This window comes from uncultured Vibrio sp., from assembly GCF_947488985.1.
GTDB lineage: Bacteria > Pseudomonadota > Gammaproteobacteria > Enterobacterales > Vibrionaceae > Vibrio.
Map to the genome: position 1 here is coordinate 1 of NZ_CANLBV010000279.1, position 551 is coordinate 551.

Genomic DNA, 551 nt, shown 5'->3' on the forward strand with positions numbered 1-551 from the left:
ACAATGCCTACACCGTCTTTTTCGGTTGGAATGATGGCGTGATGCGCTTCTATTTTTGAACTATCAAAGGCTTTATGGGTAGAGGTAGGTTCGACGGACTGGATCGATGCCGCTAGGTTTGGGCTGGTTTTTTGAATCGCGGTCAGAATGTGTTCCGCATTCTCTAAATGCGCTTCAGACAAATATTGGTTATCGCTTCGAGGGTATGTCAGTAGTTGATGTGTTTCATACAATTTTTGAACAATATCGAGAGTTTCTTTTGGTTTGTAACCCCACTTCTTTGACGCTGTAATTTGCAGTTTCGACAAGTTGAAAGGCATCGGCGGCTGGCGCTTCTCTTCTTTGATTTCTCGCTTTTCTACCGTGCCTTTTTCCCTTTTGTCTGCTTCTTTTATGAGTTCGAGTTGGAGTCGGTCAATCATTCGATTTTTATCATCGACGTCAATCTCATCATTGGGCTGTAATTTACCTTTTACCTTTAGCCCTTCAATATCAAACGTACCGTACAGTTCATAATAATAGCTCTTTTCATGAGCCTGATTAGCCAAGGT

General features: G+C 42.1%; 1 protein-coding gene. It reads right to left on the minus strand.

Annotated features, from left to right (window positions below; all coding sequences use genetic code 11):
* The coding region (locus Q1A70_RS20330; protein WP_299695870.1) for a DNA topoisomerase at nucleotides 1–551 on the minus strand (551 nt) is incomplete at both ends.